This window comes from Kitasatospora sp. NPDC054939 (assembly GCF_053610105.1).
This window is the reverse complement of the sequence record NZ_JBSGXP010000193.1, coordinates 1-12,261: the sequence shown is the minus strand read 5'-3', so window position 1 is coordinate 12,261 and position 12,261 is coordinate 1. Positions and strand designations below refer to the sequence as shown.

11 protein-coding genes are annotated in these 12,261 nt (G+C 75.3%); 2 read left to right on the top strand and 9 right to left on the bottom strand.

The annotated features are described in order from the left end of the window. Window positions 1-108: 108 nt before the first annotated feature. The 3 genes from ACWGB8_RS34970 to ACWGB8_RS34960 form a co-directional block, all read right to left on the bottom strand. The gene (locus ACWGB8_RS34970; protein ID WP_452217693.1) at window positions 109-876 is read right to left on the bottom strand and encodes an ABC transporter permease; all 768 of its coding nucleotides are present in this window, start codon (window positions 874-876) and stop codon (window positions 109-111) included. Continuing rightward, entirely contained in the window at window positions 866-1,849 is a 984-nt protein-coding gene (locus ACWGB8_RS34965; RefSeq protein ID WP_452217692.1) for an ATP-binding cassette domain-containing protein, read from the bottom strand. The genes ACWGB8_RS34970 and ACWGB8_RS34965 overlap by 11 nt, the downstream gene beginning before the upstream one ends. Window positions 1,850-1,934: 85 nt before the next feature. Beyond that, a complete protein-coding gene (locus ACWGB8_RS34960; protein WP_452217691.1) occupies window positions 1,935-2,825 on the bottom strand; it encodes a siderophore-interacting protein in 891 nt (296 codons plus the stop codon). Window positions 2,826-2,939: 114 nt separating this feature from the next. Between ACWGB8_RS34960 and ACWGB8_RS34955 the strand changes: the two genes are divergently transcribed. Further along, on the top strand, window positions 2,940-3,770 hold the full coding sequence (locus ACWGB8_RS34955) for a TetR/AcrR family transcriptional regulator C-terminal domain-containing protein (protein WP_452217690.1): 831 nt from the start codon (window positions 2,940-2,942) through the stop codon (window positions 3,768-3,770). A gap of 122 nt (window positions 3,771-3,892) precedes the next feature. Next, entirely contained in the window at window positions 3,893-4,567 is a 675-nt protein-coding gene (locus ACWGB8_RS34950) for an LmbU family transcriptional regulator (protein WP_452217689.1), read from the top strand. A 79-nt stretch (window positions 4,568-4,646) separates the two neighbouring features. Here the strand turns inward: ACWGB8_RS34950 and ACWGB8_RS34945 are convergent, their stop codons facing one another. The 6 genes from ACWGB8_RS34945 to ACWGB8_RS34920 form a co-directional block, all read right to left on the bottom strand. Then, complete coding sequence (locus ACWGB8_RS34945) at window positions 4,647-5,687, bottom strand: methyltransferase (RefSeq protein ID WP_452217688.1); 1,041 nt, start codon at window positions 5,685-5,687, stop codon at window positions 4,647-4,649. Window positions 5,688-5,792: 105 nt separating this feature from the next. Continuing rightward, a complete protein-coding gene (gene kynU, locus ACWGB8_RS34940) occupies window positions 5,793-7,064 on the bottom strand; it encodes a kynureninase (protein WP_452217687.1) in 1,272 nt (423 codons plus the stop codon). Between the two features lie 68 nt (window positions 7,065-7,132). Continuing rightward, window positions 7,133-8,071 (bottom strand): tryptophan 2,3-dioxygenase, encoded by a 939-nt coding sequence (locus ACWGB8_RS34935; RefSeq protein ID WP_452217686.1) that lies wholly within the window; start codon window positions 8,069-8,071, stop codon window positions 7,133-7,135. Next, a complete protein-coding gene (locus ACWGB8_RS34930; RefSeq protein ID WP_452217685.1) occupies window positions 8,068-8,985 on the bottom strand; it encodes an alpha/beta hydrolase in 918 nt (305 codons plus the stop codon). The genes ACWGB8_RS34935 and ACWGB8_RS34930 overlap by 4 nt, the downstream gene beginning before the upstream one ends. A gap of 5 nt (window positions 8,986-8,990) precedes the next feature. Further along, entirely contained in the window at window positions 8,991-9,623 is a 633-nt protein-coding gene (locus ACWGB8_RS34925) for a DUF6875 domain-containing protein (protein WP_452217684.1), read from the bottom strand. Window positions 9,624-9,694: 71 nt separating this feature from the next. Then, the coding region (locus ACWGB8_RS34920) for an alpha/beta fold hydrolase (protein WP_452217683.1) at window positions 9,695-12,261 on the bottom strand (2,567 nt) is incomplete at its 5' end.

The following is a 12,261-nucleotide window of genomic DNA, read 5'->3' as shown; positions in this document are numbered from 1 at the left end:
CTGTGGTCGGGGGGCTGGCGCCCCCCGCCCCCGGGCGGGGGGGGGGGGGGGGGGGGGACCGGGAGGGCCGGACGGGGCCCCCGGGCTCGGTTGCCGATCAGGCGCTGCTCAGGCGCTCTCCTTCCGGAAGGTGCGGGTGCCCCAGAACACCGCCAGCAGCGCCATCGCCAGCAGCACCAGGGAGCCCGTCACCAGGCCGTCCGCGGCCAGGTCGCCGCGGAACGCCGCGCGCTCGGCGTCCACCACGTGGGTCAGCGGATTGATCCGGGCCAGCGTGTAGAGCCAGCCGGGGGCGAGTTCGGCGCTGACCGGCAGCAGCACCCCGGAGAGCAGCAGCAGCGGCAGCAGGACGGCGTTGAGCAGCGGCGGGAACGCGGCCTCGCTCTTGAGCAGCAGCGCCAGCGCGTACGAGGCCGAGGAGAGCGCCACGGCGAGCAGGGCGGCGATGGCGAGGCTGAGCAGCATGCCACCGAACGGCGCCTCCAGGTCGAAGACCAGCATGGTCACCACGACGATCAGCACGGCCTGCGCGACGGCCTGGACGGCCTGGGCGAGGACCTTGCCGAGCAGCAGCGCCGACCGGCTCGCCGGGGTGCCCCGGAAGCGGTCGACCACGCCGGTGCGGTACTCGGTGAGCAGGCCGACCCCGGCGAACGCCCCGCTGAACAGCGCCGTCTGGACGATCAGCGCCGGGGTCAGCACCGCCCAGGCGTTGCCGGGCGGGAAGCCCGGGGTGTGGTCGACCACGGTGACCATCAGCGGCCCGAACAGGAACAGGTACAGCAGCGGCTGCATGATCCCGATCAGCACCCAGGTGGGGCTGCGCAGCGACAGCCGCAGGTCCCGGTCGAAGATCAGCCAGGTGTCACGCAGCATGCGCGGCCTCCGGGGTGGGCGCGCCCTGGGCGGTGTCGCGCAGCGAGCGGCCGGTGAGGCCGAGGAAGACGTCGTCGAGGGTGGGGCGGTGGACCTGCACCGAGGCCAGGGCGATGCCCTCGGCGTCGAGGGCCCGGAGCAGGTCGGGCAGGACGGCGTCGCCGCGCGGCACCCGGAACCGCACGGTGCCGCCGGTGACGGCCACCTCGTGCGCGCCGGCCAGCTTCCCGGCCAGTTCGGCGGCCTCCTCGGCCCGGTCGGCGACGCCGACGGTGACGGCGTCCCCGGAGACCCCGGCCTTGAGCGCGTCGGGGGTGCCCTCGGCGACGATCCGGCCGTGGTCGGCGACCAGGATGCGGTCGGCGAGCGCGTCGGCCTCGTCGAGGTAGTGGGTGGTGAGGAAGACCGTGACGCCCTGGTCGGCGCGCAGCCGGCGGACGTGGTCCCACAGGTTGGCCCGGCTCTGCGGGTCGAGGCCGGTGGTGGGCTCGTCCAGGAAGACCAGGGCCGGTTCGTGGACGAGCCCGAGGGCGATGTCCAGCCGGCGGCGCTGACCGCCGGAGAGGGTCTTGGCCGGGCGGCGGTCGAGTCCCGCCAGGTCGAGCCGCTCGGCGAGGTCGGCTCCGCGGCGGCGGGCCTCGGCCCGCGACAGCCCGTACAGCCGGGCCTGGAGCTCGATCTCCTCGGCGACGGTGGAATCCGGCCAGGTGGCGCCGCCCTGCGCCACGTAGCCGATCCGCCGGCGGACCCCCTGCGGGTCCGCCAGCAGGTCGCAGCCGCCCACCGTCGCCTCGCCCCCCGTCGGGCGCAGCAGGGTGGTCAGCATGCGCAGGGTGGTGGTCTTGCCCGCGCCGTTGGGGCCGAGGAAGCCGACGAGTTCGCCGTCGGCCACGTCGAAGTCGATGCCGTTCACCGCGTCGACGGTGCGCCCCCCGAGGGTGAAGCGCCTGGCGAGGCCTCGAACCGTGATCACGCGTTCTCCTAACTGACGGTCGGTGGCCCGGCGGCGGCCGGGCCGCCCGCCGGCGCGGGGGCCCGGCCACCGGATCCGGAGGGGGTCACTGCGCGGCGTCGGCCCGACCGGTCTGGGCGGCCTGGTACTCGGCCAGCCGCTCCTGCGCCTCGGCGAGGTCCTCCGCGGTGGGCGCGTCGTCCTGGGTGAGCTTGACCCGCCAGTAGCCGCTGAACTCCACCGCGCGCTTGTCCAGGCCCCGGTCGGCGACCAGGTGGCGGCGCAGCGCGCGGACCACCCCGGACTCGCCGGCGATCCAGGCGCGGGCGATGCCCTCGGGGAACTCGGCCGCCCGGAGGGCCTGCGGCAGGAGGTCGCTGTGGCCGGGCGGGGTGCCGTCGCGGTGCAGCCAGTGCACGGTCAGGTCGGCGTCCGTTGCGAGGGCCTGCTCCTCGGCGGCGTCGGCGACCTCCAGGTAGGCGACGGCGCGGGCGCCCGCGGGCAGGGCCTCCACCAGGGTGGCGACGGCGGGCAGCGCGGTCTCGTCGCCGGCCAGCAGCAGGACGCCCCCGGCCGGCTCGTCGGCGGTGGCGGGCCGGGCGTAGATCGCCGACGGGCCGACCATGCCGAGCTGGTCGCCGGGGCGGGCGCGGCCGGCCCAGGCGGTGGCGGGGCCTGCGTCGCCGTGCAGGACGAAGTCGATGTCGAGCAGGCTGCTGCCGGGGCGGCGTCGGCGGACGGTGAAGCTGCGCATCCAGGGCCGCTCGTCCTCGGGGATGGCGAGGAACGCGTGGTACCAGCCGGTGGCGTCCTCGCTCTGCTCGGGGAGGACGGGGACGCTCTGGCCGGGCCGCGGGAAGCAGAGCTTGACCTGCTGGTCCGGCGTGGTGCCGACGGTGTCCTCCAGGGTGTCGGCGTCGAAGGTCACCCGGACCATCTGCGGCGTGATCCGGACGACATCGGTGACCTGGATGAACGAAACGGGCAGTTCCGCCACGGGACCCTCCACAAAGTACTGGGGCCGGGGCGGACAGCGCCGCGCCCCGCTGATAACCTTACGCCATAAAGAGTTGCCTCGGTGAGGTTACTTTATGGCATAAGGAGTTGCAAGGTGGTCGTGTTTGCCGGACAGGGCGATGCCCGCCGTTCGATGTCCCTGCTGTGGCGGCAGCCGGGCGCCCCCGAGGGGCGCACCGGGCCCGGCCCCAAGCCGGCGCTGAGCGTGGACGCCATCGTGGCGGCCGGGATCGCCGTCGCGGACGCCGACGGCATGGCGGCCCTGTCGATGCGGGCCGTCGGCGAGCGGCTGGGCCGCACCGCGATGGCGCTCTACACCTACGTGCCGGGCAAGAGCGAGCTGGTCGACCTGATGCACGACCGGGTGCTCGGCGAGCTGCCGGACGGCTACGACACCGGGGCCGGCTGGCGCAGGGCCGTCACCGCCTGGGCCGACGACGCCTGGGCCTTCTACCTGCGCCACCCGTGGGTGCTCCAGGTCTCGCAGGCCCGCCCCGTGCTCGGCCCCGGCGAGTACCGGGTGCTGGAGACGCTGGTCGGGATCCTGCGCGGCACCGGCCTCGAACCGCTGGCGCTGCGCCGCACCCTGGGCACCGTGCTGCAGTTCGTCCGCGGCACGGCCCAGACCGCCGCGGAGGCCCGGCAGGCGGCCGCGGCGACCGGTGTGGCGGACGACGACTGGTGGCTCACCCGCTCCGCGCTGCTCGCCGAACTCGCCCCCGACTTCGCCGAGCGCTTCCCGCTGCTGGCCGATCTGGAGGCCCGGGCCGCCGCCGACGCGCCGGAGCCCGCACCCACCGGGGACGGCACCCCGTACCTGGAGCAGGAGGCGAGGGAAACGTTTCACACCGGGCTGGCCGTCCTGCTCGACGGCATCGAGTCGACGGCGGCAAGAATGCGTACGAACCCGCCCGCCCGCACTTGACATGGTCATTGACCATCCGTCAAAGATTGGACTACGATCGGGCGTACGCACTGGCTGCGCCGCGCCTTCGGTCGAACATCCGATCCACTACGAAATTGCCGCGCCCCGATTCAGGGAGAACCGTGCAACATTTCGCCAAGGACGAGCAGCAGCGCCTCTTACCCACTCCCCGACCCGGCCGCCCCTCCGTCGTCCCCCGCCGGACACCCCCGGCGGGCCAGCCGCGCATCCTCACCACCCGGCTCGGACTCCGGATGCCGTCCGCGCTCACCTTCGACCGGTGGGAACAGGCCGGACTCCAGATCTTCCGGGTCGCCGACTCCTCCGCCTGGTGCCTGGGCGACTGGCTGGTCTACGGACAGGACCGGTACGCGGACCGGTACCAGGCCGGCGTCGAGGCCGCCGGGCTGGACTACCAGACCCTGCGCAACTACGCCTGGGTGGCCCGCCGGTTCGAACTGCGGCGGCGGCGTGAGCAGCTGAGCTTCGGACACCACGCCGAGGTCGCCGCCCTCCCCCCGGACGACGCCGACGGCTGGCTCACCCGGGCCGAGCAGCAGGGCTGGTCGCGCAACCAGCTCCGCACCCGGGTGCGCGAGAGCCGGCAGGGCACCAGACGGCCGACCGCCGCCGACTCCGCCAGCCTGCCGCGGATCTGCGCTGCCGTCGACCGGGTCGAGCGCTGGCGCGAGGCCGCCGAGCGGTCCGACCGCGCCTTCGAGGAGTGGGTGCTCACGGTGCTCGACAGCGCCGCCGCGCGCACCCTCGACACGGGGCCCGCACCCAGCCGCCGCTGACCGCACCGGGACGCCCCCGGGGCCCCGCCGGAGATCGTCCGGCGGGGCCCCGGCGCGTCCACCGGACCGCCCGCGGCGGTCACTTCACCGCGGCGATCACCCCGTGCGGCGTCCACCGGCCGCCCGGGCGGCGCTCGGTCTTGGCGAACCCGGCCTCGGCGAACCACTGCTCGTACTGGCCCCAGTGGTAGATGGTGCTGCTCGGGGCCGGCAGGGTCGCGAAGTAGACGTTGTCGAGCGCCGCGTAGAGCGGGCCGTCGCCGCTCTCGTCGGAGACCGCGTTGAACACCAGCACCCGGCCGCCGCCGGGGAGCGCGCGGTACGCCTTGCGCAGCAGCGCGAGGTTCTGCTCCGGCGACCAGATCACCAGCTGGTTGGCGAACAGCACGCAGTCGTGGCCGGCCGGGTAGTCGTCCGTGAAGATGTCCGCGGCGCGCACCTCGATCCGGTCGGCGAGGCCCTGCTCGGCCACCTTGCGACGGGCGATCTCCACCGTGCTCGGCAGGTCCAGCACGGTGAACGCCACCTCCGGGTTGGCCCGGGCCAGCGCGATCGCGTTCACCGCGTCGCCGCCGCCGACGTCCAGCACCCGGCGCACCCCGGTGAGGTCGGCCTGCTCGACCAGGACCGGGTTGGACAGCCGCGACCAGGAGCGCATGCAGCGGTAGAACAGCTGCTCCAGGTCGGGGTCGGCGGAGAGCCGGTGGTAGAGGTCGCCGCCCTCGCCCGCGATCCGGCGCAGCCCGACGTTGTGGTCGGCGCGCAGCGAGTCCGTGAAGTCCACCTCCGCGGGGCGGACGATCCGCTCCTCGTACTCGACCAGGTCGGCCGTGATCTCCCAGGTGTCGTCGGCGAACATGGCGGCCAGCAGGTCGGCGTTGCGGTAGGCGTCGCCCTCGCGGACGGTCAGGCCCAGCGCGGTGGTGCCGAGCAGCAGGATCTGCACCGGGCGGGGGCGCAGGCCCAGCTCCCGGCCGATCTCCTCGGGGTCGAGCCCGGGGCTGCGGTCGAGCAGCGGGAACAGGCCGAGCCGGCAGCCCGCGTTGAGCATCTGGAAGGCCGAGGAGCCGAAGAGGATGCGGACCAGGCCGTCGTGGGTGAGCGGGGGGACGTTCGCCATGGAGTGCTCCGGGGTGGTCGGTTCGAGTCGGTCGGTCGGGGTGGACGGTTCGGGTCGGGCGGTTCGGGTCGGACAGGGGGTACGGAAGGCGGGGCCCGCGGGGTGTCAGGTCACCCGGGCGAGTTCGGTGGGCTGCCGCAGGTGGGCGCCGTCGGCGACGACCCCGCACAGCCGGTCGATCGCGTCCCAGACCTCGGTGTAGCGGGTGTACAGCGGGCTGGGGCCGATCCGCAGCCGGTCCGGGACGCGGTAGTCGCAGACCACCCGGGCCTCCTCGGCGAGCGCCCGGCAGATCCGCCACGCCTCGGGGTGGTGCAGGGAGACGTGCGAGCCGCGCCGCTCGGGGTCGCGCGGCGAGGCGAGCGTGAAGCCCAGCGGCGCGAGCCGGCGGTCGGCGAGGTCGACCACCAGCTGCCCGAGCCGGCGGCCCTTGGCCCGGATCGCCGGCAGGCCGGCCCGGCCGACCAGGTCGAGGCCGGGCTCGATCGCGGCCATGGACAGCACCGGCGGGGTGCTGACCAGGAAGCGCTCGATCCGCTCCACCGGGTCGTACTCCGGGCCCATCAGGAACTGGTCCCGCTGCCCGAACCAGCCCTGGATCGGCTGGCGCAGCCCGGCCTGCAGCTCCCGCCGCACGTAGAGGAAGGCCGGCGCGCCCGGGCCGCCGTTCAGGTACTTGTAGGTGCAGCCGACCGCGAGGTCCGCTCCGGCCGCGGCGAGGTCCACCGGGACGGCGCCGGCCGCGTGCGAGAGGTCCCAGAGCACCAGGGCCCCGGCCTCCCGGGCCAGCGCGGTCAGCCGGGGCAGGTCGAGCAGGGCCCCGCTGCGGTACGACACCAGGGAGAGCACCACCAGCGCGACGTCGCGGTCCAGTACGGCCTCCAGGTGCTCGGCGGTCACCCCGCCGTCGAGGCCGCCGCTCACCGGGCGGACGTTCAGCTTCCGTTCGGCGGCCAGGCCCTGGAGCACGTAGCGGTCGGTCGGGAAGTCCTCGGCGTCCAGGACCACGGTGCCCCGGCCGGGCGCCGCTTCCAGGGCCGCCGCGGCCAGCTTGTAGAGGTTGACCGAGGTCGAGTCGGAGACCGCCACCTCGCCGGGCCGGGCGCCGAGGACGTGCTCGGCGAGGCGGTCGCCGAGCCGCTGCCCCCAGTCGATCCAGTGCTGCCAGGAGCGGACCAGGCCGCCGCCCCAGCCGGTGCGCACCACGTCGTCGAGCAGGTCCGCGGTGGCCGCCGGCAGCCGGCCGAGCGAGTTGCCGTCCAGGTAGACCAGCTCCGGGTCGTCGACCACGAACCGCTCCCGGAAGGGGGCCAGCGGATCGGCCCGGTCCAGTGCCTCGGCCGTCGCACGGGCGAGGGCGGGCGGCAGGTGCGTCACGGTGCTCCTCCTCGATGGGGGTAGGGGCTCGGTAGGGGTACGGGGCTCGGTGGGGGTACGGGGGCGGGTCAGAGGGTCGAGCGGACCGACCACAGCTCCGGGAAGAAGCGGTGCTCGCTGATCCGGGCCAGCCAGGCCACCCCGTCGGTGCCGCCGGTGCCCGGCTTCGCGCCGAGCAGCCGCTGCACCGTCACCAGGTGCGTGTAGCGCCAGCGGGCGAACCCGTCGGCGGTGTCGAGCAGCGCCTCGCCGAGCAGGTACAGCTCGCGCAGCCGGACCGGGTCGCGGTAGACCGCGCGCCAGGCCGCCTCCACCTCCGCCCCCTCCCGGTACGGGCGCGCCGGGTCGCGCTCCTCGGACCCGGCCGGGGCCAGCAGGCCGCGGCGCGCCAGCAGCGCCAGCGCCTCGTCGTACAGGCTCGGCTCGTGCAGCGCGGCGACCACCGCCGGGTACGCCGGGGAGTTGCGGTGCGGCTCGACCATCACCGGGTCCTTGTTGCCCAGCAGGAACTCCAACCGCCGGTAGGAGTACGACTGGAAGCCCGAGGCCGCGCCCAGCACGTCCCGGAACTCGGCGAACTCCACCGGCGAGAGCGCCGAGAACGCCTCCCAGCTCGCGAGCAGCACCTGCTGCACCCGCCCGGCCCGCCGCAGCGTCCACAGCGCGTCGTCGACCCGGTCCTCCCGCAGCCGGGCCCGGACGGTCGACAGCTCGGTGTGGAGCAGTTTGAACAGCAGCTCCTTGACCTGGCTGAGGATGATGAACCCGGGCTCGGTGTCGGCCCCGGTGAGCGGCTGCTGCAGGTCCAGCAGCTCGTCCATCCGGGCGTAGCTGACGTACGGGGTGTGGCCGGCCGCGAACTCGGTGCGCGGTGCGCCGCCGGTCCGCGCGTTCTGCGCCCGGCGCTCCTCGTCGGAGGAGGCCTCGGCCGCCGCCGGCGCCGCCGCGTACGGACAGCCCGGTGCGGCCCGCCCGCCCGGGTCGGTGGTGCGCTCGGTGCTCGTCATGCGGTGGTCCCTTCCGGTCGCAGCTGTGCCAGGACGGCGTCGCCGAGCACGGTGCCCGGGACGCCCAGGTCGTAGGGGAGGTCGAAGTGGTCGCGGGCCGCGGCGACGGCCTCGGTGACCGCCGCCCGCGGCCGCAGCGCCGCCACCAGGCGGTCGTGCTGGCGGACGTACTCGGCGGTCTCGTTGCCGCCGCGTGCCAGGACCAGCGGCGGGACGGCGCGCAGCCGCAGCAGCGGACTGTTGCGGCGCGCTCCGGCCCCGTCCAGCCGCAGCGCCTCGTTGACGTACGAGAGGCGGACCGGCTCCAGGTCGTACAGGCCGCTCAGCAGGACCGCCCCGGCGATCCGGCCGGAGACGTCCGGGCCGCACTCGGGCCTCCGGTACGGGCCGGGCACCAGCGCCATGGCCGCCAGGTGCGCGCCGGCCGAGGTGCCGCACAGGTGCAGCCGCCCGGGGGCGAAGCCGAGCCCGGCGGCGTTGCGCAGCAGCCAGTCCACCGCCCGGCGGACCATCCCGACCATGGCGTCCAGCCCGGTCGCCGGGGCGAGCCCGTAGTCGAGCACCGCGACGGCGGCGCCGGCCCGCAGCAGCGGAGGGGCCGCGAACGCCGACTCGGCCCGGCCCAGCGCCTGCCAGTTGCCGCCGTGCACGAAGACCAGCAGCGGCGGGTCGCCGCCGGGGCCGGGGGCGCCGGTGCCCGGCCCGGGGACGGCGGGGAAGAGGTCCAGCCGCTCCGCGGGGTGCGGGCCGTACGCCAGCCCGGTGCGCACCGGGTGGCGGCGCCGGACGTCCGCGCTCTCCCGGGCGTACGCGTCGAGGTACGCCTGCAGGCTGGTCACCCGGCTGCTCGGCGAGTACTGCCGGTCCAGCTCGGCGCGGTCCATCCCCCGGTGGACGGGGGTCCCGGTGCGCACGGCCGTCAGCCCCGGATGCCGTGCAGGCGGCAGGCCCGCTCGTACTGCTCGGCGAGCACCGGGTCCACGCCGTGCGCCGAGCTGCGGTAGCGCCGGCCGAAGCGGCGCACGTACTCGGCGAACCAGTCCCGGCGGTCGGACAGGAACAGCACGTCGTGGATGGCCATCGCGCGCAGCGCCACCACCGGCACCGGGGAGCGGCTGACGGGGAAGCCCGGGTTGCGGGCCGCCGGCTCCTCGCACCGCTCGTGGAACTGGCCGATCATCAGCCCGCGCGGCACGCACTCCGGCTTCACCGCCGCATGTGCCTCGTCCAGCAGGTGCAGGTGGTCCGGGGTCAGGTCGGGCAGCACCAGCACCAGCGAGCGGAGGTTGGGGTTGGCGCCCTTCCACTCCACCTCGTGGAACTCGTCCAGGCCGCAGCGGACGATCTCGGTGAGCAGCGCCCGGCTGGGGGTCGGCCCGACCAGCCGGATCCTGGTCTCCAGTACCCCGGCCCGGCGGGCCGGCTCCACGAACGGGCAGACCGGGCCGGAGCGGCCCAGTTCGGGGTGCGGCCGGGAGATGTAGTCGGTCAGCCACTGGTCGACGGTGTCCAGTGCCTTGTCCAGATCGACGGGTAGCAGATCGGTCAGCATGGTCCTCGGTCCTTGTCGGAGGTCCTCGTCGGAATTCGGAGGGACGCGCCCCGGGTTCGCCGGGGCCGGTCTCACTCGTGCCGTTCGGGCTCGTGCCGTTCGAGCGCGCGCAGGGCGTCGGAGATGATCCGGCCGATCTGCGCCAGGGTGCCGGGACGGGTCAGCATGGTCCCGTGGTCGCCCGTGACCACCCGGCAGTCGACGCCGCCGGTCACGAACGGCTGCCAGGCCTCGGCGGTGACGGGCGGGTCGTGCTGCTCCGAGGTGGCGATCAGCAGCAGGTCGCCGTCGATCCGGGACGGCCGGTAGTCGACCGTCAGGTGCGTGTTGTGCGCGGAGATCGCGGTGATCGCGGTCAGCCGCTCCTCGTCCAGCGCGGCGAGCACGCTGCCCTGGCGGCGCAGGATCTCCCGCGCCCGCTCGAAGGTCAGCTCCTCGCCGTCCTGCCGGGCGGTGCCGTCGTCGACCAGGCCCACGTGGTAGAGCAGCATCACCCGGTCGTCGGGCGCCGGGACGTCGGCGTGGGTGAGCCCCTGCCAGTCCGGCACCACGTCGAGCACCGCCAGCAGCGCCACCGACTCGCCGCGGCGCTGGAACTCGGCGCCCAGCGCGTGCGCGCACAGCCCGCCGAACGACCAGCCCGCCAGGTGGTACGGGCCGTGCGGCTGCACCTCCTGGATCCGGTCCGCGTAGTCGGCCGCCATCTCCTCGACGGTGGCCGGCCGCTCCTCCGGCCGGGCCAGGCTGCGCGCCTGGATCCCGTACACCGGGTACTCGGGGCCGAGGTGCTTGAGCAGGCCGCTGTACGACCAGCTGATCCCGCCGCCGGGGTGGATGCAGAACAGCGGCGGCCGGCTGCCCCCGGTGCGCAGCGGCAGCACCACCTCGTACGCGCCGTCGGTGTCGTCGACGTCCAGCCGGGCGGCGATCCCGCCGGGCGTGGGCGCCTCGAAGAGGGTGCGCAGGCCGATCTCCGCGCCGAGGGCCGAGCGCAGCCGGGCGATCAGCCGGGTGGCGAGCAGCGAGTGGCCGCCGAGGTCGAAGAAGTCCTCGTCGACGCCGACCACCGGCCGGCCCAGCGCCTCGGCGAACAGCTCGCAGACCACCTGCTCCTGCGGGGTCCGCGGGCCGCGGCCGGTGTCCGCCCCGCCGGGGTCGGGGGCGGGCAGCGCGGCCCGGTCGAGCTTGCCGTTCGCGGTGAGCGGCAGCCGGTCCAGCGGGACGAAGGCCGCGGGCAGCATGTACTCCGGCAGGTGCGCGCGGGCGTACTCGCGCAGGGCGGTGAGCAGCGCGCCGGTGCCGCGCCGGGCGGCCGGGCTGGTGGTCCAGCCGGCGAGCGGGGCGCCGGCCGGTCCTTCGGCGGTGTAGACGCCGGTGGGGCGGGCCCCGGCGGCCAGCAGGTCGCGGCGGACGAAGGCCACGTCGACGGCCCCGGGGGCCTGCGGCGCCCAGGTGACGCCCACCCAGTAGCCGAGTTCGGCGCCCAGCCGGTGGAAGACCTCCGGGTCCACCGAGCCGGTCGGTCCGGGTGTCCCACTGCCCCGGGCCACGGCCTCGGCGAGCGCGTGCTCGGCCGCCACCCGGGCGTTGGGGACGCCGGTGAGGCGCAGCAGACCGGGCCGCTCGCCTCGCAGCTGTTCGGCGAGCGCGGCCAGGCCGTCCTGTTCGCGCCGCCACGGGCGGGCGGGGGCCGCGTCGAGCGGGAGGACGGCGGCGCCCTCCGTGTACAGGGCCACGTCGTAGCGGTAGCGGGTGAGCTCGTTCTGCGCCGTGCCGTGCTTGAGGCGGATGTCGGCGCCGGCGAGGCCGGGCAGGCGGTGCGCCAGGGCCGCGAAGAACTCCGGGTCGACCAGCAGTTCCTTCTCCCGCACCAGGCTCTGTTCGACGGCCCGGCGCAGCGCGGCGAGGTCGGCGGCGGTGCGGCCGGCATTCGGGGCGGGCGCGCGATGGGCCTGGGCGGCCGTGGTGAGGGCGCGCAGCAGGCGGGGGTTGCGGACGTCGCCGACGAACACCGCGCCGCCGGGGGCGAGCAGCCGGACGGCCCACCGCAGCACCCGCTCCAGGTAGGCGGCGTTCGGGAAGTACTGGACGACGGAGTTCAGCACGACGGTGTCGAAGCCGCCGGCCGGCAGGCCCTCGGTCTCGTGGGCGGCCCGGGTCAGCAGCCGGACGCGGGCGGCGAGCACCGGGTCGGCGTCGACGTGTCGTTGCAGGGCCTCGATCACCGACGGGGAGAAGTCCGTCGCCCAGTACTCCTCGCAGTCCGGGGCCAGCCGGGAGAGCAGCAGCCCGGTGCCGACGCCGATCTCCAGCACCCGGCGGGGGCGCAGGGCGCGGATCCGTTCGACGGTCGCGGACCGCCACTCGCGCATCTCGTCCAGCGGGATCGGGCGGCCGTCGTAGCTGCTGTTCCAGCCGGAGAAGTCCTCGCCGAAGACCGGATCCGGGGTGCTGTAGAGCGAGTTGTAGAGGTCGCGCCATTCGACGACCTGCTCCTCCTGGCTCTCCGCCTCGCGGGCGCGGTCGGCGGTCTCGGCGACCACGTAGGCGACGAGGCGGGTGTCGCCGGGGGTGTCCTGTCGGGCGAGGACGGCGGCCTGCGCGATGTCGGGGTGGCCGGTCAGGACGGCCTCGATCT

What these genes read in the sequence shown, in the direction of transcription:
- ACWGB8_RS34925 (WP_452217684.1), bottom strand. Translation starts at nt 9,623, where the DNA reads ATGCTGACCGATCTGCTACCCGTCGATCTGGACAAGGCACTGGACACC.
- ACWGB8_RS34970 (WP_452217693.1), bottom strand. Translation starts at nt 876, where the DNA reads ATGCTGCGTGACACCTGGCTGATCTTCGACCGGGACCTGCGGCTGTCG.
- ACWGB8_RS34945 (WP_452217688.1), bottom strand. Translation starts at nt 5,687, where the DNA reads ATGGCGAACGTCCCCCCGCTCACCCACGACGGCCTGGTCCGCATCCTC.
- ACWGB8_RS34935 (WP_452217686.1), bottom strand. Translation starts at nt 8,071, where the DNA reads ATGACGAGCACCGAGCGCACCACCGACCCGGGCGGGCGGGCCGCACCG.